The organism is Snodgrassella sp. ESL0253 (genome assembly GCF_013344965.1).
Lineage (GTDB): Bacteria > Pseudomonadota > Gammaproteobacteria > Burkholderiales > Neisseriaceae > Snodgrassella > Snodgrassella alvi_B.
This window is the reverse complement of record NZ_JAAEDQ010000004.1, coordinates 41,859-64,438: the sequence shown is the minus strand read 5'-3', so window position 1 is coordinate 64,438 and position 22,580 is coordinate 41,859. Positions and strand designations below refer to the sequence as shown.

The window sequence follows — 22,580 nt, the reverse complement described above, 5'->3', positions numbered from 1 at the left end:
AAATGGCTGAATTGTATCATAAAGCATAGTGATACCTGTGCTGAACCAGCGAAGAGTTGCGCTGTTTGCTGCAAACGCGAGCTGAGGCACATTTGACTGCTGTAACAAAATTAAATAAGTGCGAATGAAATAAAATTATTTTTTAAAACAATTATATAATAATTTTCTGCTTAACTAGTACTTGCATGTGCGAAAAAATATCGTATAATTGCGTCTCTCTTGAAAACGAGATACGGCGAATTAGCTCAGTCGGTTAGAGCAGAGGAATCATAATCCTTGTGTCCGGGGTTCGAATCCCTGATTCGCCACCAAATAAATCGCAAATTCTAATTAGGGTTTGCGTTTTTTTATGCCTTTTTATCTTTATGCTATTTGAATGTGTTAGCATAGCCGGTTAATGCACCGATATTAACTAGCTATTGATTAGATATGTGGGTAGTTAATATGGTGTTGTGCCTGAAGTAAATTCAATCCAGATAATCAGTCTTATTATTCTATCCAGCTATCAGCCACCGTTAAATAAATGTGATTTATCCAGACTGGTTGATTGCATCAACTTGTAGGCAGCCTTTAGTGTATGCCTGTCACGCCGAAAACAGATTTATGCCTGAATTCTCCAGTTAGTATCGGACGGTAGCTGTATTTTAAGATGTCTGAACAAGCTGTACTTTTAAATACGCTGATCCATTTGCTGTGCCGGACTTTCATGTTTATCTGTTTTGCTAATAACCCGTGCGGGTACGCCTACTACCGTTGAGTATTCAGGAACGTCATTAACCACCACACTGCCCGCACCCACTTTAGCACAGGTGTGTACCCGAATATTGCCCAGTACAGAAGCATTGGCACCAATCATAACGCCATCACTGATTTTCGGATGTCGATCTCCGCTTTGTTTACCAGAACCTCCGAGAGTAACACCGTGTAGCAGGGAAATATTATTGCCTAATACCGCTGTTTCGCCGATGACCACTCCGGTACCATGATCAATCATGATGCCATATCCCATTGAGGCGGCAGGATGAATATCAACACCTAATACTTCTGAGGCACGGTTTTGCAGGAAATAGGCCAGTGTATGGCGATTCTGCTGCCAGAGCCAATGGTTAATCCGATGGGTCTGTATGGCATGAAAACCTTTGTAATACAATAATGGCAGGGAATAGGTATCACAGGCCGGATCGCGCTCATAGTAGGCAATAATATCGGCCAGTGCAGCATGAATAATGGCCGGATCCTGATGTAATGCTTCCAGATAGATTTCAAACAATGCCCGCGCATCCATTACCGCGCTGGACATTTTGGTGGAAAGATGAAAGGCGAGCATGCGGGCAAAGTTTTTATGGCGTAATACGCTCAGATGCAGAAAGCTGGCCAGTATCGGCTCGTTACGCACCGCATTTTCAGTTTCATGGCGAATGGTTTGCCACAGGCTTTCTGCCTGAGCAGCATCAGGTAAGTTCATACGTCTGGTTTCTCTTTTGCAGAATAAAATTATTGCAGCACAATATCATATTGTTCCTGATTGTAGGTGGCTTCTACTGCCAGCGCAATCGGTTTGCCGATGAATTGACTTAACATGTGTAGAGAGTTGGCTTCTTCATCCAGAAATAAATCAATGACACTTGGTGAAGCAAGTATGCGAAATTCTTGTGCATTTATACGGCGTGATTCACGCACGATTTCGCGCTGAATCTCATAGCATATGGTTTGTGCGGTTTTCAGTCGGCCGCGCCCTTGGCAGGCCGGGCAGGGTTCGCACAGGATCTGGGACAGGTTTTCGCGTGTGCGTTTGCGTGTCAGCTCGACCAGTCCGAGACTGGTGAAGCCGTTAAGGGTCACTCGAGTGCGGTCATAAGCCAGTGCCTGTGCCAGCTCAGTCAGAATTTCCTCTTGATGTGCTTCGTTGGTCATGTCAATAAAATCAATAATAATAATGCCACCCAGATTACGTAAGCGCAGCTCGCGTGCAATCACATGACATGCTTCCAGATTGGTTTTAAAGATGGTTTCTTCAAAGTTGCGTGCACCTACGAACCCGCCAGTATTGACATCAATGGTGGTCATGGCTTCAGTTGGTTCTATAATAATATAACCGCCGAAGTCCAGATTTACCCGTGGCTGTAGGGATTGGGTGATTCTGGTTTCGATATTGTGCGCTTCAAATAGTGGACTGTCATTCTGGAATAATTTCAGTTTATCCAGTGCGCCTTGAGAGTAGTTCATGGCAAATTCACGCATGCTTTCATAATTGGCTGTTGAATCTACGATGATATGGTCAATATTGTCACTATACATGTCGCGCAATACGCGCAGGCTCAAAGGTAAATCCTGATACAGCAATGTTTCCGGCGGGCTGATTTTGGATAACTGTTGAATATGCTGCCATCGTTTGGTTAAATAGTTGATATCAGCCTGTAATTCTGTATCCGTGGCATTCTCTGCACTGGTGCGGATAATATAGCCATGGCCTGCATCGGCTGGTAACAGCTTTTGCAGACGTTCACGTAAATGGTTGCGTTCTTCTTCGTCTTCAATACGTTGTGAAATACCGATATGCTGATCCTGTGGCAGGTGTACCAGAAAGCGTCCTGCCAGTGATATCTGCGTAGACAGGCGCGCTCCCTTGGTGTTGATCGGGTCTTTGATTACCTGTACAACAATTGCCTGACCCTCATGCAGCATGTGTTCAATACGCAGGGGCTGCTCGGGTTTCTGACGCTGCTCCAGAATATCAACAATGTGCAGAAAAGCAGCACGTTCCAGGCCGATGTCAATAAAGGCGCTTTGCATGCCGGGCAGTACGCGCCGGACAACACCCAGATAAATATTACCTACCAGACCATAACCGCTGTTACGTTCTATGTGAATTTCACACAGCCTGTTTTCTTCCATAACAGCTACTCTGGTTTCTTGCGGGGTAATATTCACCAATACGGTTTCTGCTGGCCGCTGGATATCCTTTGGCAGCGGTATGTCGCTGTTATGCATGATGTGGCTTTCAATTTAATCAAATTACTTTGTGCAGTTTTTGCCTGTACAGATAAAAACTGCACAAAGTAATCTGGGCAAATATTTGCATGAAAGCTGATATCATAGCGCAGGCGTGAGCTTACTGCCAAACGCAGTCGCATAAAGTTGTATGCCAGAAAATGCAAAGAGGAGAGAAGGTAAAATCAAATAATAGGTACAGAGAGGAGTGTTAATGTTTGCAGTGAGTCCGGATGAGGTATGATTGGTGAAAATATAATGATAATACAATAAATTATTATAAATTTTAACTATCCGGACAGGATGTTATTTTAGCTGGTGGCAGGCATTGATGCATTCTTTAATTAGCTGAGGGCCGCGAAATATCAGACCGGAATACAGTTGCAATGCAGTGGCACCAAGGCGAATTTTTTCAGCCGCATCAGCACCGGAGGTAATGCCGCCTACACCAATCAGTGGAATCTGCGAATCAAGGAGGGCAGAGAGTTGGCGCAGTACATGGTTACTTTGTGTCTGTACTGGCAAACCAGACATACCTCCGGCTTCCTGCGCAAATTTGTGGTTACCCAGGACAGTTTTATCAATGGTGGTATTGGTAGCGATAATCCCGTCTATCTGTGTATTCAGTGCGACATCAGCAATAGCTGCAATTTGCTCTTCATCCAGATCAGGTGCAATTTTAATGGCAATGGGTACATAACGGCTTTGCTGAGTTGCCAGCTGTGCCTGCCGGTTTTTCAGATGATTTAATAATCTGTCCAGTTCATTGGCACTTTGCAGGCTGCGTAAATTGCTGGTATTGGGCGAAGAAATATTGACGGTGATGTAGCTGGCATAGGGATAGGCTTTTTCCAGACAAATCAGATAATCATCTACAGCTTTCTCTATTGGCGTGGCCGCATTTTTGCCAATATTAATACCGAGTATCCCCCGATACTGGCTGTTTGCAATATTGTTAATCAGGGTATCAATACCATAGTTGTTAAACCCCATGCGATTAATAATTGCCCGTTGTGAAGGTAATCTGAATAAACGCGGTTTGGGGTTGCCAGCTTGCGGTAATGGGGTAACGGTTCCCACTTCTATAAAGCCAAAACCAAGCATGGCCAGTGCATCTATATATTCACCATTTTTATCCAGCCCTGCTGCTAAACCTATCGGGTTGGGTAAAGTCAGACCCATCAGTGTCGTTGTACTGCTGCTATCACTTTCGGCCAGTGTATTATTGGCATGATTGTGTTTGCCTTTAAGTAAAAAACCGCAATGATAGCGATGCAGTAGTCGCAAACATTTTAATGTCAGGTGATGGGTAGTTTCTGGATCCAGTTGGAATAACAGCGGCTTGATGATTGGGTACATGATATTGAGGCTGGATAAGGGAGAAATATTATAACCAACAACTCTATCAAATCGAGTGGAAAACAATTAAATTCAGTATGTGTTGGTGAACTTAAACTATTTGATTACAGGCAGAGCAGGCTTGATAAATTCATGTCACTAAATAGTGCTGGTACAAAAGCATACTTAAAGTTGGGCGAGTAGTGATACTGGTCTATATAACGATATGCCCATTTCTGTTTCTGAACAGATTGCGGAAACATAAATGGGCATAATAGTCAGAAAGCCGGATTAGCTATTGTTGCCAATAGCAGAAGTTACCATGGTTTGTTCGCCATGCCCTGAATATTTTGCTGCAATGTACTGCTAATACCTTTGCCAAGGCGTGAGCCCCAGCCGGTTTCAGAGGTGTAATCTACCAATTCCGGTGCACCAATGACATCGCGTGCAACAGTATAGACATTCCCAAAGTCATCTATCAGACCAACTGCTTTGGCTTCTTCACCGGTATAGGCACGACCACTAAAGATGTCAGGATTATCAGCAATTTTCAAACGGTTGCCACGCCCCTGTTGCACAGCCTGAATAAACTGCTTATGAATGCTGCTTAACATTTGTTGCCAGATTTCTGCCTGTTCCGGTGTTTCTGGTACAAACGGATCGCCCATATCTTTATTGCTACCTGCAATTTTTACCCGGCGCTTAATGCCTAGTTTGTCTATCAGGCCGGTAAAGTCAAAGCTGCTGCCAATAACCCCGATACTGCCAACAAGGCTGGATGGATCTGCATAAATTTTATCTGCGGCACTGGCAATGTAGTAGCAGCCAGAAGCGCACATATCTTCCGTAACAATATATAAAGGTATGCGCGGATGCTTAGCTTTCAGGTAACGGATTTCTTCATAGGCGATACTGGAAATAACCGGCGACCCGCCAGGACTGTTAGCACGAATAATAATGCCTTTGACATTACTGTTTTTATAGGCTTCTTTCAGGCTTTTACGTAATAAATCTGCCTGATTATTGTCGCTGCTGATAATACCATCCAAATCGATAACCGCAGTATGTGCACCACCTGGTTTTGTGCTTCCTAAAGAAGTAATGACGACGACAATAATGAAAATCCAGAACAGCCGCCAAAACCAGCGCCAGATTCGATTACGTCGTTGCTCGCGATAAACTTCAAATAATAGCTTTTCCAGCATATTGCGTTCCCAGCTGCTGTTTTCTTCTGGATTGCCGTCTGTCAGGCCTGATCCTTTAATTTTCATTTTCATCTGGTTTATTCTCTGGTTTTAGTATTGATATTTGAGCATTAGCTGATTTATCAGGCAAGTCTACTCTGTTGTGTTTAATCAGCAAAAGTAAGTGATGTCTGAAATTATATCTGAATTTTATATTGATGCATCTGTTGTTGTGATGAAATTTCCGGCTAAACTTTATCCACTTAAGTGTCTACATTATAATAGCGCTGCTGCCACCTTGCTAGTACAAGTCAGTCAGGCCAGCTGGTGGTAAAAAACAACATAAGATAAAGCAATATATTGTCTTGCAGGCGAGCAATGTATTTTATGTGTGTCGTTTGCATCTTAATATTGAGTGCTGAAAACAGGCTGTGTCTGCCACAATATTCAGATAGCCTGAAGATTGAATCATTTACTTTGGTAAATAAATACAGAATCTTCAGTATTAATTCTGCTTGTCAATTATTAATTATAACTTTGGAAAATCATGTCCAGATTCTTTTTTAATGACCGTAAACAATTAGTTAATGAAGCTATTGAAGGTTTAGTAATTTCTGCACCTCAGGGCAATCTTGTCAAACTGGATACTGATCCAGCAATACGGATAGTTGTACGTAGCGACTGGGATAAAAGCCGGGTGGCAGTCATTTCTGGCGGTGGCTCTGGGCATGAACCAGCACATGCAGGTTTTGTTGGTAAAGGCATGCTAACTGCGGCTGTATGCGGAGATTTATTTGCTTCACCCAGTGTCGATGCGATATTTAACGCTATCGTTGCGGTAACCGGTGAACATGGCTGTTTGTTAATTGTTAAAAATTACACTGGAGACAGGCTAAATTTCGGGCTGGCAGCAGAAAAGGCTAAAAGTCATGGCCTGAATGTAGAAATGGTTATTGTTGCAGACGATATTGCGCTGCCTGATAACAGACAACCGCGTGGTATTGCTGGTACAGTGCTGGTGCATAAAATAGCTGGTTATGCTGCTGAAGAAGGCAAATCATTAATTCAGGTGCGTAATCTGGCGCAGCAGGTATGTGACAATCTATGGAGTCTGGGCGTAGCCATGCAAACCTGTAATTTGCCAGACTATGAGGAAGAAAAGCGTATTAAAGACGGGCAGGTAGAGCTGGGGTTGGGTATTCATGGAGAACCCGGCGCTTCGGTAGTGAGTACGCAAAATAGCAAGATACTTATTGATACTCTGGTTAATACATTGCAACAGTCAGCCGGGGAAGGACGTTTTGCTGTTTTAATTAATAATCTGGGTGGTGTTTCTGCTCTGGAAATGGCTTTATTAACCCGTGAGTTGGCACATTCTGCCTTAAGTAAGCAAATTGAATGGCTGATTGGCCCTGCACCGCTGGTTACCTCGCTGGATATGAAAGGTTTTTCACTGTCATTACTCAGGCTGAACGATGACTTCAGGCAGGCGCTTAATGCGCCAGTTGAAACTCAGGGCTGGCAGAAGCCGGTAGCATTAAAGCCATTAAAAACACTTGCCTGTAAACCTGTATACGCACAGTCAGATTACACGCCGTCTGAAAATTCTCAGGTGGCCGCCTATGTTACCGTTATAACAGACACGCTTATCCGGCTGGAAAGTCGCCTGAATGCGCTGGATGCAAAGGTGGGTGATGGTGATACCGGCAGCACTTTTGCTCATGGAGCCCATGCCGTTGCTCAGCAACTGGCACAACAGCGCTTACCTCTGAATGATTTGTCGCAGTTATTACTGTGTATTGGAGAGCGGCTGGCTGTTGTGATGGGCGGTTCAAGCGGTGTCTTAATGTCGATTTTCTTCACCGCAGCCGGCCAGAAGTTGCAGACAGGGGGCACTTTGGTAGAGGCTTTATTAAACGGGCTGGCACAAATGAAGCATTATGGCGGTGCAGACCTGGGTGACCGTACTCTGATTGATGCCTTGCAACCAGCATTGCATGCATGGCAGAAACAGGATATTCAAGCCGCGGCTCTGGCTGCCAGAGAAGGGGCGGAAGAAACGGCTACCATGCATAAAGCCGGAGCAGGACGCTCATCGTATGTTAATCAACAGAATCTGGCAGGTGTGGCTGATCCGGGAGCGGTTGCTGTAGCTGAGGTATTGGCTGCGCTGAACGAACTGGAAAATAAGCTGGCAGATTAAGTTTATCTGCTGTTGTTACATAAAAGTTTTCATCATCAGTAGTCATGACCGGCTCTGTCTGGGAACGTGAGTATCTAGATTGAGTTAAAATTTGCTTCGATATTATATTTTATATAAATCATATAGTTATTTGAATAATCATTTTATTGAAATGGAAAAGAACTAAATGAAGGCTGTTATTCCTGTAGCTGGTTTAGGTACACGTATGTTGCCCGCAACAAAAGCTATTCCTAAAGAAATGCTGACTGTAGCCGATAAACCACTTATTCAGTACATTGTGCAAGAATGTGCTGCTGCAGGTATTAATGAAATTGTTCTGGTTAACCATGCATTTAAAATTGCTATTGAAAACCATTTTGATACCGCATTTGAGCTGGAAACACAGTTATTAAACAAGGGTAAAACTGCTTTACTGGCTGAAATTCGTGCTGTTTTACCTGCTGAAATGCAAATTATTCAGGTGCGTCAAAGCGAAGCAAAAGGTCTGGGTCATGCAATGCTGTGTGCACGTTCTGTGATTGGTAATGAACCATTTGCTGTCTTGCTACCTGATGTACTGATAGATGAAAGTGCCTGTAATCTGGCTACAGATAATCTGGCGGCAATGTTGAGGCATTTCGACCAAACACAGCGTAGCCAGATTATGGTTGAACGCGTGCCGATGAGTGAAGTCAACAAATACGGTATTGTAGATTGTAATAATCAGCAGGCTGCTGCCGGAAGCAGTATTGCCATGAACGCTATTGTCGAAAAACCTGCGCTAGAACAGGCACCATCTGATATGGCAGTCGTTGGCCGCTATGTGCTTTCAGCCAGTATCTGGCCGCTGCTGGAGAAAACAGTGCCAGGCGCGGGTGGTGAGATTCAGCTTACAGATGCCATTGCTGCACTGATGCAACAGGAAGCCGTAGATGCGTTTATGATTCAGGGCTATTCACATGATTGTGGCGACAAACTGGGTTATATGAAAACCTTTATTGAATATAGCTTGCGTCATGATAAATGTGGCTCTCAACTTAAACAATGGCTACAGCAACAATCATTTTAGGCACCACTAAATTCAGTTTTAACTCTGCTGTGACTGTTTGTCCGAAACTGCTGGCAGATTACGCAGAAACTGCTGCAAGTCATCCGGTAGAGGGGCGGTAAGTTGTAAAATATCGCCACTAACCGGATGTGCCAGCGTTAATTCTGCAGCATGTAAAAACATTCTTTTCAAACCGGTTTTGTGCAGGCGCCTGTTTATCTGGTAATCCCCATAACGTTCATCACCAGCGATTGGACACAACTGTGATTGCATGTGCACACGTATCTGGTGGGTGCGGCCCGTTTTCAGCGTCGCTTCCATCAGAGTTAATGCTTTTATGCCTACGGCGTGTAACTGAGTGCCTGCATACTGTTGCAATACTCGAAACTGTGTATGTGCCCGCTGTCCTTCCTGAGCATTACTGGCAATGCGTACCATTTTTTCTCCCTGAGCACCAGTGTATTTCAGCAGTGGCAATTTGACTTGATGTACTTTTTCTGGCCATGTACCAACGGCCAGGGCCAGATATACTTTATGTGGATGATTCTGGCGAATCGATTCATGCAGTTTGACTAGAGCACTGCGTTTTTTGGCAATCATAAGTAAACCGCTGGTGTCTTTATCCAACCGGTGAACCAGCTCCAGATAACGTGCTTCAGGACGGGCACGACGTAACTGCTCAATGACACCGAAGCTGATACCACTGCCGCCGTGAACTGCGACACCAGAGGGCTTGTTAATCACCAGCAGTACATCATCTTCATACACAATAGCAAATTCCTGCGCAGGAATGGCCGAGGCGGTTGCAGGCGCATGACTGGAGGCAACACGAATGGGCGGTAAACGAATCTGGTCATTGGCGGCAACACGGTCTGTCCCTTTACAGCGTTTCTTGTTCAGACGTACTTCCCCATTACGGATAATGCGCTGGATATGACTTTTTGGCACACCTTTCAATTCCCGTATCAGATAATTATCCAGTCGTTGCCCAGCACTTTCCGCACAGACAGACAAAAACTGCACTGAATCTTTGCTTAAAACCGTCATATTGCTTATAATCCGTAAGCTTTTATAAATAAATAGAAGTCATCAGTTGTCATGGCCAGAAGTAATAGTGGCAGACGATACTGAACCGAAAAAGGGCGCATTTTGCCCGGAGCTGAAAAGCGCCTGAAAGCGCATTTTGGCTGCAAATAATGAAATGTTAACGTATTTATTGGAAAAACGCACTGTTGCAGGCGTATTTCCCCATGTTGTTGACCAGCCGTCAACAGCAAGGGTTAGTGATTAAGTTTGACTCCATCAGGTGGCAAGCCACGGCTTCAGACGTGATCTGGCAAGACAAAACCGGATAACGCAGCCGCTACTGTGCCCAAGCACCTGACAGAATAACAGAAGAATGGCTACCCCAATTAAGTGCCGTAACCGTCTTTATCGACTATCGGGCACACGCTGTTTAGCAGGTATTGTGATGCTGGATAGCGAATATGATCTTTACACCTTCTTTATGATGAAAGCCTGCTTAATTTGCCGTGAACAATTCAATCTGGCAAGGCTGCGGGTGTCAAATACTAATTACAACGCCTCGTCAGTGCACATCACGAGGTTTTCATGAAACGAATGTTATTCAATGCCACGCAGGCGGAAGAATTGCGCGTGGCAATTGTGGATGGACAAAGTCTGCTTGACCTGGACATCGAAACGCTGGGTAAAGAACAGCGCAAAGGCAATATCTACAAAGGTATTATTACCCGCATCGAACCTTCACTGGAGGCGTGTTTTGTTGACTATGGCACAGATCGCCATGGTTTCCTGCCATTTAAGGAAATATCACGCAGTTATTTTCAGAATTATGAAGGTGGTCGTGTCCGTATTCAGGATGTGCTGTCAGAAGGCGTAGAAGTCATTGTACAAGTGGAAAAGGATGAGCGTGGTAACAAGGGGGCAGCCCTGACCACGTTTATCAGTCTGGCCGGACGCTATCTGGTACTGATGCCGAACAACCCCCGTGGTGGCGGTGTTTCCCGCCGTATTGAAGGTGAAGACCGGCAGGAACTCAAGCAGGCCATGAGTGAGCTTGATACACCGCGTGGCATGAGTCTGATTGCACGTACCGCTGGTATTGGCCGCAGTACAGAAGAATTGCAGTGGGATCTGAATTATCTGGTGCAGCTATGGCGCGCAATTGAGCAGGCGGCACACCAGCATAATGAACCCTATCTGCTATTTATGGAAAGTTCACTGCTTATCCGCGCCATTCGCGACTATTTCCAGCCAGATATCGGAGAAATCCTGATTGATTCGCAGGAAGTCTATGATCAGATTCGCGAATTCATGTCTTATGTTATGCCAGCCTATATCAATCGCTTACGGCATTATACTGATCATACCCCTCTTTTTTCCCGTTTTCAGATTGAGCAGCAGATTGAATCTGCCTTTTCCCGCGAAGTCGCCTTGCCATCCGGTGGAGCCATTGTTATCGATCACACCGAAGCACTGGTATCCATTGACGTTAACTCCGCCCGGGCAACACGCGGAGCAGATATCGAAGATACAGCATTCAAAACCAATATGGAGGCTGCTGAAGAAGTCGCACGACAGATGCGTGTACGCGATCTGGGCGGGCTGGTGGTTATTGACTTCATTGATATGGAGAACAGCAAAAACCAGCGTGATGTTGAAACCACCCTGCGTGAAGCCTTGAAAAAAGACCGTGCACGGGTACAAATGGCTAAGCTGTCCCGCTTCGGCTTAATGGAATTGTCAAGACAGCGCCTGAAACCATCTCTTGGAGAAAGCAGCCATACTATTTGTCCGCGCTGTGCAGGTACCGGTTTTATTCGCAGCATTGAATCAACAGCATTACATATCTTGCGCATCATTCAGGAAGAATCGATGAAAGATAATACTGCTGAAGTGCGGGTGCAAGTGCCCGTAGATGTTGCTACTTTTCTACTGAATGAAAAACGTGCTGAATTGTTTGGGCTGGAAGAGCGGCTGGATGTATGTGTATTGCTGATTCCGAATATTCATCTGGAAAATCCACATTACAGTGTTACCCGTGTACGCACAGATAATGTCGAAGAAAAAACCGTACCCAGCTACCATCAGGTACAGGAACCTGAGAACCTCGGTGAGCTGCCATTCTCTATTGGTCAGAATAAACCTGTCAGACCCGAGGCAGCAGTTAAAGGTATTCATCATACCCAACCCGCTCCCGTAATTGAGAAGACGCCCGCAGTTAAAACTGAGGCAGCGCCAAGTATGTGGAAAAAACTGTCTGGCTGGCTGAGTAAGCTGTTTGGTGGTCAGACTGCCGAATCTGCTGTGCAAAGCAGTGCCATACCAGAAAAAACAGTTAAAACCACACAGCAGAAAAAAAATCAGAAAACCCAGACACAGGAACGGCGTCAGTCACGTGCTAACCGGTTGGCTAAAAATACCGATTCTGCCCAAAAAGCTGACGTTGCTGCTGAAAGTAAAACAGCAGTTGATGCCATACTGGCAGGCCGGCCGGTAAATGAGCAGCGTAACCGACGCGAAGAAAAACGTGCCGATAAATATGCAGCTGTACAAACCGATACAGCAACCGATACCACTCAGGGGCACAGTGGCCTTAAACAGGAGCAAAACACTTCTCGCCGTCGTCGCCAACGGGCATCAGGAAAAACTGAGACGCCAGTACAGCAAGCAAATATTATTGATTCGATTAACGAAGCTCAGGCCAGCGATCCGTTGATTATTACCCTGTCTGCTGGAGGAGCGAAAAATGAGCACCATAAAACCCGGCATGATAAAAACAGCCGGCGTCAAAATGGCAAGAAAAAGCGCAGCTACATCATATCGGCCAGAAAAGTCAGCCGCAATATTGACATTCACACTATTACAGCACAGATACAGCAGACTACTGAGCATGTGCTTAATCCTGTGCAGCACAGCAACAGTGTTAATACTGCCCAGTTAAGTGAAACTCATGATGGCATCGTGCAGCATGCAGTAGAGCAGGCACAACAGACCATTATCCGTGTTCTTGCCCAGTTAGAGCACGATCAGCAGATATCGACTGGTGATAAATCTGTTGTTATTAATCCCGAAACGATAGCGCAAACCCAACCGGTGGTTGTTGCTCAGATGGAATCAGTAACGACGAATACAGCAGCAGATATTAATCTGTGCCATATAGCCGAACAGGGTGGACTGATACTGGTTGAGACCAGTGCGGATAAAACCGTATCAATCAGTGATGATACAAACATTGTGTCGGAGCAGCCTAAATTGCGGCGCAAAGATAGAGTGTTTAGCCAGCCAGATAGTGTGCCAGTAGTACCAGCAGCACTGGAACAGGTTGAAACCAGAATATAGAGATATCTGTTTCATCCAATGGTATTTTATTTGTTGATATATTTGCCTGCATCAGTAAAATTCTTATTGCTGATACAGGCAAGTTGATGCATAAACGAAGATATTTACAAGTTATTCATTATCTTGCAAAATAGTATCAGTATCGCAATAAAGTACAAAATGATGGATTGCATCTTGTACACTAGATGTGTAGTGACTATATTGCTGTAACTGCTCAATATGATTATTTAATTCAGTTATTGTGTTGAAAAACTACAACACTTTTATATACTGAAAATATTTTATTTTAATGTATTATTTTTTGAATAATATATTGAATTCATTAAGTAATATTGTATTTTGGCTATTATTTATCGCAGTGTGATTTGTCAAAAGTGTTGTGTGTTTGCAAATGAATTTGTTTTTTTGCAACTAAAGCATTATATTGACAGCCATGAAATCGCTAACGCGGCGATTAATGCAAAACTTTAAAAGCTCTTCATTAGGTTTTTGAAGTTTGTTTTTTCGACATAGAAAAGGAATACAGCAATGAAAAAAACCCTGATTGCTTTGGCTTTGACCACTTTGCCGGTTGCCGCTATGGCTGAGGTTGTTTTGTATGGCCAAATGAAAGCAGGCTATGAAGTTAATTCATCAAAAACTACTGACGAAGATCGTAGCCCATACTTAAACGGTATCGCTGATTATGGTTCTCGTATTGGTTTCAAAGGTTCTGAAGACTTGGGTAATGGCCTGAAAGCTATTTGGCAGGTTGAATCTCGCATTCACTTGGGTCACAGCAATGGTGGATCTGATGGTTGGGCAGACCGTGACTCATTCATCGGCTTGCAGCATGACCAATTCGGTACTGTACGTGCCGGCCGTATCAGCAATGCTATGAATGCTAACATGGACGTTGTTGATGCTTGGGAATATAGCAGTGAAACACTGGGTCTGGGTAAATTCACTCGTACCGATGCTCGCTATGTAGGTATCGCTTATGATTCTCCAGAATGGGCTGGTTTCAATTTCAACGTATTGTACTCTCCACGTGATAACGTGAATGGTGGCGATCGTACGGGTGAATATGATCGTGGTATCGGTTCTGGTGACAAATACAGTGTTGGCCTGAACTACAAAAATTCCGGTTTTTATGCTAAATATGGTTTTGATTACCTGAAAAACTCAGCAGTAAAAATTGATGAGTCCTCTATCACTGAAAATGAAGAAACTGGTGAAGTAACGGGTTGGACTGGTCGAAGAAAAGATGGTCAGGTACACCGTATTGAAGGTGGTTATGATGCAAATAACCTGTTTGTAGCTGTGGGTTATCAATACACCAAAAATGCAACTTCTTATTCTAAATTTATGGATGAAGTGAATGATTATGTTAAAGTTAAAGCGCTTGGTGTAGGCGACCACAATATGACTGTAGATAACCAAGGTCAGGAAGCTGCTCTGACTGTTGGCTACCATTTCGGTAACATTTTCCCGAAAATCTCCTATGCTCATGGCTGGGATGTGAAAATCAACGGTACCAAAGAGAAAAACACCAAATACGATCAGATCGTGTTAGGTGCTGACTATGACTTCTCTAAACGCACTACTGCTAACGTACAGGCTGGCTGGTTGCGTGAAGGCTTAGGCGAAGACAATGGTAAAACCAAAACTACCGCTTTTGGTGTTGGTCTGAAACACACTTTCTAATTAGTATTTAATCCTTACTAATTAGTAGTTGAACTTAATCCCTGACTGATGAACAGATTGCACTGTTCATCAGTCAGGGATTAACTTATTTTATAAACATCATTGCATTAATAAAATCTTGATGCAGATGGCACTGCATATAGCAACAAAAGCATAATTATTAAGCATATCAGCTCTTATAAAAAATCAGGGGATAAAATCTTAGCCATAATGACAAATATGTAGTTAAAATTATTGAAAAAATGGCGCAAGAAATCACAAGTAAAATAACTTACTTATTTACTAATTATATCTATTTGATATTGAATAATTAAATTGTTCTATCCATAGCTGGAAATTAGATAGATAAGCAACATGATAGACTGCATCTATAATCATACCTGAGCATGGTTTTAAGGATTATGGGTTAATATATTGACAACAGTTGCGTAAAAATTTTTGTTTTCTGTAAACATTCTTGTGCTGGTTGTTGTATATGACTTTTCTGAATAATAATTTGCCTATATATAAAAATGTATTGCTAATAGTAGGTAATGTGAAAAAACTGTAGCAGAAAGTCAGTTTAACGATAAAACCAGTGGCTTTCACCGTCATTTGGATACATTTCTGATATTTATTTAACCTGTTCTTTAATAGCAGAAACTATCTCAATCTGCTATTCAGAATCAGTGGTTTGCTTTTTTATAACCCCACCAGTATATTCCGCACACTCGTCATGATGGCGATTGATGTAAAACTTCAAAAGCTCTTCATTTGGTTTTTGAAGTTTGTATTTTTGACGTTGAAACTAGGAATACAGTAATGAAAAAAACCCTGATTGCTTTGGCTTTGACTACTTTGCCAGTTGCTGCTATGGCAGAGGTTGTTTTGTACGGCCAAATGAAAGCAGGCTATGAAGTATCTTCTACTAAAACCAGTGGTGACAGCCGTGGTCCATACCAGAATGGTATTGCTGACTATGGTTCAAGAATTGGTTTTAAAGGTTCTGAAGATTTGGGTAACGGTCTGAAAGCCATCTGGCAGGTAGAATCTGCCATTCATTTAGGTAACAGCAATGGTAAAGCAGATGGCTGGGCTAACCGTGACTCTTTTATCGGTTTACAAACTGATTTCGGTACAGTACGTGCGGGTCGTATCAGCAATACCATGAAAGCCAATATGGATGTTGTTGACCCATGGGAATACAACAATGAAGTTTTAGGTTTGGGTAAATTTACCCGTACTGGTGAACGTTATGTAGGTATTGCCTACAATTCCCCAGAATGGGCTGGTTTTAAATTCAATGCCTTGTACTCTCCACGTGATAATGTAAATGGTGGCAATCGTAACAGTGAGTATGATTATGGTATGGGTGCTGGCGATAAGTATAGCGTAGGCCTGAATTATCATAATGCCGGTTATTTTGCAAAATACGGCTTTAACTTCCTGAAAAATTCAGCTGCCATGATTTCTGAATCCGGTCATACCGAACTTAAAGATGGTCAAGTGCATCGTGTTGAAGGTGGCTATGATGCCAATAACCTGTTTGTAGGTGTGGGCTATCAATATAGCAAAAATACCAGCTCCTATTTCCGTGGATTGAAAGGCGCATCAATTCCCGTGGGCGGAGAGGGGCATTTAAATACTATGAATGTTGGTGATCATAATGTGACCTGGGATAACCGGGGACAGGAAGCTGTTTTGACCCTTGGCTACCACTTCAATAATGTTTTCCCGAAAATCTCTTATGCTCATGGCTGGGATGTAAAAATTAACGGTAGCAAAGAGAAAAACACCAAGTACGATCAGGTTGTATTAGGTGCAGATTACGACTTCTCTAAACATACTACTGCTAATATTCAGGCGGGCTGGCTGCGTGAAGGCAATGGCTACGATGAACTGAATCAAAGCAAAGGTAAAAACAAAACCACTGCCTTTGGTGTTGGTTTGAAACATACTTTCTGATCAGGCAGTGTGAGCTGATTTTAGAAAAACAATAAACCCCGCTGTGGCGGGGTTTATTGTTTTGGGCTGTCTGGGTAAAACAGATCAGGCTGTATTAAAGTTGTCTGTTTATCGAAAAAATAATGTACATTTTTACTAAAAAATCAACTTAGGTAGAGACACTAATTGCTGATATGGATGAGGACAAATTTTCCGTTTCATTTATTACGGCGCTGTTTGCTATACCAGTATATGGATAGGACAATGACAGCTACCAACAGAATAATGGCAAACAATAGCTTTGTATATTGATGAAACTGGGCAAACATCCATTGCGCTGATTGTCCGAACAAATAGCCAAAACTAACGATGATGGTTGCCCAGAATAATGCGCCCAGAACGTTCAGTAAGAGAAATCGGGGAAACGATACTTTACTCATGCCGATGGCAATGGGGCCGGCAATACGCAGGCCATACATAAAGCGCACACCAATAATAATGACTGAGCTGTGCTTGCACAGTAACCGGTTGGTTTTTTCTACCAGCGGATCCAGTTTGGGAAAATGTTGCAACAGGCGCGTGCCATAATAGCGGCCGAGTAAAAAGCATACCTGATCACCAAGCATGCCGCCAGCAGTAGCACACAGAATGGATGGTACAAATAACAGATAGCCCCTATGCACAAAAAAACCGGCCAACGTGAGGATGGTTTCGCCTTCCAGGATACTGCCAATAAAGATGGCCAGATAGCCATAATGATTGAGTAACTGTTCAACATTCATCTGGTAAATACGCGGTAAAGGTAATCAATTCATAAACATAAGATTATCTGAACCATTAAGGCAATCTTTTTTGCCAGAACCAGAAAAATTTTACACACCATATTGCTGGCGATAAGCTGCTACCGGTTGATGGTAGCTGGCCAGTGTGGGATCATTTTCCAGCAAGCGCAGTAAATCCTCTAGTGTAGCAATTGCTGTTACGGGTATATGATACTGTTGTTGTACTTCCTGTACGGCTGATTGTGTTCCGGTACCTTTTTCCATGCGGTCAAGTGCAATGGCCACGCCAGCAGTAATCGCACCTTCACGCTGAATAATGGCCACTGATTCCCGTACTGAGGTACCGGCTGAAATGACGTCATCAATAATCAGTACGCGTCCCTGTAAGGGCGCACCAACCAGTACACCACCTTCACCATGGTCTTTTGCTTCTTTACGGTTATAGGCATATGGCACATTACGTCCTTCTTCTGCCAGCATCATTGCGGTAGCGGCGGCTAGTATAATGCCTTTATAGGCAGGTCCGAACAGCATATCAAATTCTATGTTGCTGGCCAGAATGGAGCGGGCATAAAAGCGAGCCAGTTGCAGAATACTGTAGCCATCATTAAACAAACCGGCATTAAAAAAATAGGGTGACTGTCTGCCGGCCTTGGTGGTGAACTGGCCAAACTTTAAAACATTCTGTTGCAGGGCAAAGTGGAGAAAGTCCTGACGGAAATCAGACATAATTATCCTTGGTGATAAAATGATGTATTAAACAAATTAAGCTTTAAATTTTAGCATTAATCGAAAGGACATGCGGATGCGCATTATCTCTGCCAATGTAAATGGTATACGCTCAGCCACCAGTAAGGGTTTTATTGATTATCTGGCACAGGCACAGGCCGATATTGTGTGTGTACAGGAGTTAAAGGCTCAGGAAGCTGATCTGACGGAAGAGATGAAGCATCCGCAGGGCATGTATGGGGTATGGCATACTGCCGTTAAACGTGGTTACAGTGGTGTGGCCATATACAGTAAGCAAGAGCCCGATGCTGTTCAGATTGGGCTTGGTTGGGAAGATTTTGACCATGAAGGGCGTTATGTGCGCGCTGATTTTGGCAAGCTGACGGTTATTTCATTATATTTGCCATCGGGCAGCAGTTCGGAGGAGCGGCAGCAGGCCAAGTTTAGTTTTCTGGACAAGTTCCTGCCCGTGCTACGTGAATTACAGGCATTGCAACGGGATGTGGTGATTTGTGGTGACTGGAATATTGCGCACCAGAATATTGATTTGAAAAACTGGCGCGGAAATCTGAAAAATTCTGGCTTCCTGCCCGAAGAACGGCAGTGGCTCAGTCAGGTAATTGACGAACTGGGCTGGGTAGATATCTGGCGTACCCTGTATCCGGAAATACCTGGCTATACATGGTGGAGTAATCGCGGACAGGCTTATGCAAAAGACGTGGGCTGGCGCATTGATTATCAGTTGGCAACACCAAATCTTGCTGCCTGTGCACAAACTGCATCTATCTATAAGGATGAAAAATTTTCTGATCATGCACCGTTAATCGTTGATTATACTTATGAGTAATTTTAAATAAGTTACAAAGTAGTGTTCGCAGCTCGCCATGCTTTTTTAGCAAAATACGCGCATACAATGACAAGTTCGGATTGAATGGCTTGGGAATTGTATGTGCGTCAACGCGGTGAAGCCCTTGGTGTATTTCTGGCAGCGCGGGGATAATCAGACTGGAAAAGGTATATTTGTCATCCAGCATTAGATGGTTAAGAACACTCATTTTGCTGGTTTTATTATATTTAATTAATGGTTTCTACAATTTCGTATTCCTGCATTTTATATAATAATGTTCTTTTACTGACCCCCAGTGAACGGGCGGTATTTTCCCGATGTCCATGGTTTAGTTTCAATTCATTGATAATTAATTCTTTCTCATAAATTTTGACTTTTTCCTTTAAGGTAGCACCATGCTGCTCATCTTCACCAAAATCGGGATTGAAATCAGGCGTTTTTTTATGGGCAATGATATGTGCAGGTAAATCTTGCGGATAAATAAACAGCCCATTGGACATTACCACGGCATGCTCAATCGCATTGGACAATTCGCGCACATTGCCCGGCCATGGATACTGGTTGAGTACTTCTACAGCGCTGATGGTGAAGTCGAGCAATTCCTTGTTATTTTCATGGCAAAACTGATTGGCAAAGTAGCGTGCCAGCAGCATGACATCATTTTTTCTGTCGCGTAATGGTGGTAAGCTTAATTCCATAACATTAAGCCGATAGAATAAATCTTCACGGAATTCGCCAGTGCTGACCATATCTTGCAGACTACGATTGGTGGCAGCAATCAGCCGGAAGTCAGTTTTGATTAATCTGGTGCCGCCGATTGGTTCGAATTCCTTTTCCTGAATGACACGCAGAAGTTTTACCTGTAGGTTGGTCGACATTTCTGCTACTTCATCCAGAAAAAGTGTGCCCCGATGTGCACGTTCAAATAAGCCAAGCTGACGTTGATAAGCACCCGTAAATGACCCTTTTTCATGCCCGAATAGCGTACTTTCCAGCAAGGTTTCCGGCAATGCGCCACAATTTACTTTGATAAAGGGGCCGGTTGAGCGTGTACTATAGTAATGAATGGTTTTCGCCACTAATTCTTTACCGGTACCGCTTTCACCCGTGATTAATACGGTAGTTTTGGTTTGTGATATTTTAGCGATATTGCGGCACAGTTCCATCATATTCGGGCTGTTAGTGAGAATATGCCCTTTGGTATCGCAGTTGGTTAATTCGATTTTCGGCGATAAATCAATTCCCTGCTTTTTAGCCCTGCTTAACTCTAATGTCCGCTTTATCAATGCTTTAAGCTCATTGAGATCAAAGGGTTTAACAATGTAATCAATCGCTCCCAGCTTTAATGCTTCAACCGCTGTATCAACACCAGCATAAGCCGTCATCAGTATGATAAACATCTCTGGATGGCTTTCTTTAATTATTTTCAGTGCTTCCAGCCCGGTCATTTGTGGCAGGCGGTTATCCATTAAAATTAAATCAATGGGTTGCTGCGCTAATAGTGCAATAGCTTCTTCTGCATTATCAACAGCGATAACTTGATACTGTTGTTGTGATAAAAAAATGGATAACAATTTGCGCAGATTGAGTTCGTCTTCGACAATTAAGATTTTTTCCGACATAAGTAGATTATTTTGTTTCAGTTGACGGGAAGTGCTATTTCAACGGTAACACCACTGCTGTGCTCATTATTTTTAATGCTAATTTGCCCTTTATGGGAAGAAACTATTTTTTGTACCATGGCCAGCCCAAGGCCGGTACCAGAAATTTTGGTAGTAAAAAACGGGGTAAAGATTTTATCCATTAATTCTTTTTTAATGCCTTCACCGTTATCTTTTATCCGAATCAACTGATACTTCTGGTTTGCTGACAATAATGTAGCTATTTCAATTTTACCGTGATCCCTGATTGCCTGAATGGCATTGATTAATAAATTCAGTAATGCCTGTTTGATTAATTCTTTATCCAGATACAACGGTGGCAACTCACAGGTTAATGCAAGAATCAGGCTGATATTATTTGACCGGTGGGATGAGTTAATCAGTACCAGTACTTCTTCAATTAAAGTATTTAACTGTACAGAAACATAGTAGTTTTTGGAGGGCACGGAAAAGTCCAGCAGTTGCTGGATAACCTGATTGATTGAATCAACTTCTTTCAGAATAATTTCAATATATTCATTTTGTTCTGTGCGCGGTACATCATTTTGCAGGTACTGGACAAAACCGCGTACTGCCGCCAGTGGATTGCGGATTTCATGGGCAATGCCTGCCATCAGTTCACCCAGTGCAACCAGACGTTCTGTTTGCTGGATTAGTTTTTCTACTTCTTTGCGTTCAGTGATATCTTTAAAAATAACCACTGCACCAATTATCTGCCCCTGATGATTTTTCAGATGGCTGGTACTGGCAGAGATTCTGATAATGCGTCCGGTAACCGGAAAATCTACTTCAACCCCTACATGATCGATACCATTGTATAAGGTATCCAGTAACGGACTATGAAAATTTTTATCATCGACTATGGTCGAATAAGGCTGGCCGAGTATATGTTGAAGTTGATAACCGGTTATTTTTTCTGCTGCCGGATTTAACATGGTTATGGAGCCATTATTGTCTACAGTAATCACGCCATCCAGTGTATTTTCCAAAATCAATTCGTTCATGGTTTTAGTTTTTCTGAGCTTTTCAGCCAGACTATTAATTCCATTCACAATTTCATTCAATTCTCCGCGAATCAGTGGCAGACGAAAGTCAAGCGAATAGGGTAGCTTTTCCAGCCCCTGCTTGATTATATTAATATCAGTATTCAGTTTTCTGGATAAAAAAGAAGCGATACAAATACAGCTCAGCATACAGATCAGGCTGATGATTATGACATTTTTATCAAATACAAATGCCTGCTTTTCAATATCATCCAGTGTTTCATTAGCCCAGATATAACCAAGTATCTGATTATTGCGCACAATGGGAATCATGGCATTCATGATATTGCCCCTGACCTGTTGACCAGTATCAATCATGTGCCGGCCATTCTGCATCACTTCACGCCCTTTGTGTGTGGCTGCAATAGATTTACCCACATTCACGCCATATGCAGATTGTGGCGCATAGACGACAATGGCATCCAGTTGTTTGTGATAATAACCGGCCGCAATACTCGGCATATCTTTTAGTAACGGTTCAATTCTGGGAGACAGATACTGATTAAGCTGTGCAATCTGCTGTGTTCTGGGCAGATTTTCATCCACCTGCTGATAGGCTTCCCCTAAAAGCAAATCCAGTGTTTTGGTAACAGCATAAAGTTTTTGGCTTTTTTCCTGCCTGAGTAGTTCACGTCCTTCTTTATCAATTAATACTGCACAGACACAGATTGAAAAACAGGACAGAAAGGTTACCAGCAAAAAAATACGGGCACTGATTCTGTCTGGATATAGGCGCTGAAGGAAACGGGTGTTCATAAGTGCTCAAATATCCATCATTATCAATAAATTAATGTCGTAACATCG

Annotated in this window: 15 protein-coding genes and 1 tRNA gene; 7 read left to right on the top strand and 9 right to left on the bottom strand. The window is 43.1% G+C overall.

The window, feature by feature from the left end; translation table 11 throughout:
• Positions 1-234: 234 nt before the first annotated feature.
• Positions 235-311 (top strand) — tRNA-Met (locus GYX26_RS04655).
• 359 nt (positions 312-670) lie between these two features.
• Here the strand turns inward: GYX26_RS04655 and cysE are convergent.
• From cysE to GYX26_RS04635, 4 genes are all read right to left on the bottom strand, one after another.
• Entirely contained in the window at positions 671-1,465 is a 795-nt protein-coding gene (gene cysE / locus GYX26_RS04650; protein ID WP_174828309.1) for a serine O-acetyltransferase, read from the bottom strand.
• Positions 1,466-1,494: 29 nt separating this feature from the next.
• Positions 1,495-2,991 carry a ribonuclease G gene (rng, locus tag GYX26_RS04645; protein ID WP_174828308.1) on the bottom strand — a complete coding sequence of 499 codons (1,497 nt, stop codon included), beginning with the start codon at positions 2,989-2,991 and terminating at the stop codon, positions 1,495-1,497.
• A gap of 306 nt (positions 2,992-3,297) precedes the next feature.
• On the bottom strand, positions 3,298-4,350 hold the full coding sequence (locus GYX26_RS04640; protein ID WP_174828307.1) for a quinone-dependent dihydroorotate dehydrogenase: 1,053 nt from the start codon (positions 4,348-4,350) through the stop codon (positions 3,298-3,300).
• 296 nt (positions 4,351-4,646) lie between these two features.
• Positions 4,647-5,606: a S49 family peptidase gene (locus GYX26_RS04635; protein WP_174828306.1), complete on the bottom strand. Its 960-nt coding sequence runs from the start codon at positions 5,604-5,606 to the stop codon at positions 4,647-4,649.
• Between the two features lie 454 nt (positions 5,607-6,060).
• Between GYX26_RS04635 and GYX26_RS04630 the strand changes: the two genes are divergently transcribed.
• Both GYX26_RS04630 and galU read left to right on the top strand, forming a co-directional pair.
• Positions 6,061-7,716 (top strand): dihydroxyacetone kinase subunit DhaK, encoded by a 1,656-nt coding sequence (locus GYX26_RS04630; RefSeq protein ID WP_174828305.1) that lies wholly within the window; start codon positions 6,061-6,063, stop codon positions 7,714-7,716.
• Between the two features lie 166 nt (positions 7,717-7,882).
• A complete protein-coding gene (galU, locus tag GYX26_RS04625) occupies positions 7,883-8,764 on the top strand; it encodes a UTP--glucose-1-phosphate uridylyltransferase GalU (RefSeq protein WP_174828304.1) in 882 nt (293 codons plus the stop codon).
• An 18-nt stretch (positions 8,765-8,782) separates the two neighbouring features.
• Here the strand turns inward: galU and GYX26_RS04620 are convergent, their stop codons facing one another.
• Entirely contained in the window at positions 8,783-9,790 is a 1,008-nt protein-coding gene (locus GYX26_RS04620; protein ID WP_174828303.1) for an RluA family pseudouridine synthase, read from the bottom strand.
• A gap of 564 nt (positions 9,791-10,354) precedes the next feature.
• Here GYX26_RS04620 and GYX26_RS04615 point away from each other — a divergent pair.
• The 3 genes from GYX26_RS04615 to GYX26_RS04605 all read left to right on the top strand — a co-directional run bounded on the left by GYX26_RS04615 (position 10,355) and on the right by GYX26_RS04605 (position 16,735).
• Positions 10,355-13,105 (top strand): Rne/Rng family ribonuclease, encoded by a 2,751-nt coding sequence (locus tag GYX26_RS04615; protein ID WP_174828302.1) that lies wholly within the window; start codon positions 10,355-10,357, stop codon positions 13,103-13,105.
• A gap of 528 nt (positions 13,106-13,633) precedes the next feature.
• The gene (locus GYX26_RS04610; protein ID WP_174828301.1) at positions 13,634-14,791 is read left to right on the top strand and encodes a porin; all 1,158 of its coding nucleotides are present in this window, start codon (positions 13,634-13,636) and stop codon (positions 14,789-14,791) included.
• Positions 14,792-15,592: 801 nt separating this feature from the next.
• The gene (locus GYX26_RS04605; RefSeq protein ID WP_174828300.1) at positions 15,593-16,735 is read left to right on the top strand and encodes a porin; all 1,143 of its coding nucleotides are present in this window, start codon (positions 15,593-15,595) and stop codon (positions 16,733-16,735) included.
• Between the two features lie 197 nt (positions 16,736-16,932).
• Here GYX26_RS04605 and GYX26_RS04600 read toward each other — a convergent pair whose 3' ends face one another.
• Positions 16,933-17,496 (bottom strand): DedA family protein, encoded by a 564-nt coding sequence (locus GYX26_RS04600; protein ID WP_174828299.1) that lies wholly within the window; start codon positions 17,494-17,496, stop codon positions 16,933-16,935.
• A gap of 90 nt (positions 17,497-17,586) precedes the next feature.
• Positions 17,587-18,225: an orotate phosphoribosyltransferase gene (gene pyrE, locus GYX26_RS04595; RefSeq protein WP_174828298.1), complete on the bottom strand. Its 639-nt coding sequence runs from the start codon at positions 18,223-18,225 to the stop codon at positions 17,587-17,589.
• A gap of 76 nt (positions 18,226-18,301) precedes the next feature.
• Here pyrE and GYX26_RS04590 point away from each other — a divergent pair, with 76 nt between their 5' ends.
• Positions 18,302-19,072: an exodeoxyribonuclease III gene (locus GYX26_RS04590; RefSeq protein ID WP_174828297.1), complete on the top strand. Its 771-nt coding sequence runs from the start codon at positions 18,302-18,304 to the stop codon at positions 19,070-19,072.
• A gap of 227 nt (positions 19,073-19,299) precedes the next feature.
• Here the strand turns inward: GYX26_RS04590 and GYX26_RS04585 are convergent, their stop codons facing one another.
• Together GYX26_RS04585 and atoS are read right to left on the bottom strand one after the other, a co-directional pair.
• Positions 19,300-20,694, bottom strand: a complete 1,395-nt coding sequence (locus tag GYX26_RS04585) for a sigma 54-interacting transcriptional regulator (RefSeq protein ID WP_174828296.1) — start codon at positions 20,692-20,694, stop codon at positions 19,300-19,302.
• 17 nt (positions 20,695-20,711) lie between these two features.
• The gene (atoS, locus tag GYX26_RS04580) at positions 20,712-22,532 is read right to left on the bottom strand and encodes a two-component system sensor histidine kinase AtoS (RefSeq protein ID WP_174828295.1); all 1,821 of its coding nucleotides are present in this window, start codon (positions 22,530-22,532) and stop codon (positions 20,712-20,714) included.
• Positions 22,533-22,580: the final 48 nt, after the last annotated feature.

What these genes read in the sequence shown, in the direction of transcription:
- GYX26_RS04620 (WP_174828303.1), bottom strand. Translation starts at nt 9,790, where the DNA reads ATGACGGTTTTAAGCAAAGATTCAGTGCAGTTTTTGTCTGTCTGTGCG.
- pyrE (WP_174828298.1), bottom strand. Translation starts at nt 18,225, where the DNA reads ATGTCTGATTTCCGTCAGGACTTTCTCCACTTTGCCCTGCAACAGAAT.
- GYX26_RS04640 (WP_174828307.1), bottom strand. Translation starts at nt 4,350, where the DNA reads ATGTACCCAATCATCAAGCCGCTGTTATTCCAACTGGATCCAGAAACT.
- GYX26_RS04590 (WP_174828297.1), top strand. Translation starts at nt 18,302, where the DNA reads ATGCGCATTATCTCTGCCAATGTAAATGGTATACGCTCAGCCACCAGT.
- GYX26_RS04615 (WP_174828302.1), top strand. Translation starts at nt 10,355, where the DNA reads ATGAAACGAATGTTATTCAATGCCACGCAGGCGGAAGAATTGCGCGTG.
- rng (WP_174828308.1), bottom strand. Translation starts at nt 2,991, where the DNA reads ATGCATAACAGCGACATACCGCTGCCAAAGGATATCCAGCGGCCAGCA.
- atoS (WP_174828295.1), bottom strand. Translation starts at nt 22,532, where the DNA reads ATGAACACCCGTTTCCTTCAGCGCCTATATCCAGACAGAATCAGTGCC.
- GYX26_RS04610 (WP_174828301.1), top strand. Translation starts at nt 13,634, where the DNA reads ATGAAAAAAACCCTGATTGCTTTGGCTTTGACCACTTTGCCGGTTGCC.
- cysE (WP_174828309.1), bottom strand. Translation starts at nt 1,465, where the DNA reads ATGAACTTACCTGATGCTGCTCAGGCAGAAAGCCTGTGGCAAACCATT.
- GYX26_RS04585 (WP_174828296.1), bottom strand. Translation starts at nt 20,694, where the DNA reads ATGTCGGAAAAAATCTTAATTGTCGAAGACGAACTCAATCTGCGCAAA.
- GYX26_RS04635 (WP_174828306.1), bottom strand. Translation starts at nt 5,606, where the DNA reads ATGAAAATGAAAATTAAAGGATCAGGCCTGACAGACGGCAATCCAGAA.
- GYX26_RS04600 (WP_174828299.1), bottom strand. Translation starts at nt 17,496, where the DNA reads ATGAATGTTGAACAGTTACTCAATCATTATGGCTATCTGGCCATCTTT.
- GYX26_RS04630 (WP_174828305.1), top strand. Translation starts at nt 6,061, where the DNA reads ATGTCCAGATTCTTTTTTAATGACCGTAAACAATTAGTTAATGAAGCT.
- GYX26_RS04605 (WP_174828300.1), top strand. Translation starts at nt 15,593, where the DNA reads ATGAAAAAAACCCTGATTGCTTTGGCTTTGACTACTTTGCCAGTTGCT.
- galU (WP_174828304.1), top strand. Translation starts at nt 7,883, where the DNA reads ATGAAGGCTGTTATTCCTGTAGCTGGTTTAGGTACACGTATGTTGCCC.